Annotated in this window: 1 protein-coding gene; it reads left to right on the top strand. The window is 52.5% G+C overall.

Features of this window, described 5'->3' with window-relative positions:
* On the top strand, window positions 1-265 hold a 265-nt coding region (locus tag E1163_RS29975), incomplete at both ends, for a hypothetical protein (protein WP_221417841.1).

Below are 265 nucleotides of genomic sequence, written 5' to 3'. Positions count from 1 at the left end.
TACCGCGATCGGCCTGAAGTCCCGCCTGGGAATCATCGAAGAATATTCGCGTCTTTATGACGCCCTGTTGGATATCCTGGCAGGAGCCGGATACCTTGAGCTATCAGGAGAAACCCTCCATACCAGCAAACGCGTTAGCGTTCAGTCGCTATCCGTTCTATCCGAAGAACATACATCCTTGTCTGGCACCCACAGCTCTTTGTCCAGCTATGCAGCCCTGGTATGGCAGTGTGTTACCCATTACCCTGATATCCTGACCGGAAAG

The organism is Fulvivirga kasyanovii, from assembly GCF_009711405.1.
GTDB classification, from domain to species: domain Bacteria; phylum Bacteroidota; class Bacteroidia; order Cytophagales; family Cyclobacteriaceae; genus Fulvivirga; species Fulvivirga kasyanovii.
Note: the sequence above shows the minus strand (reverse complement) of the source record. Positions and strands in the feature narration are given on the sequence as shown.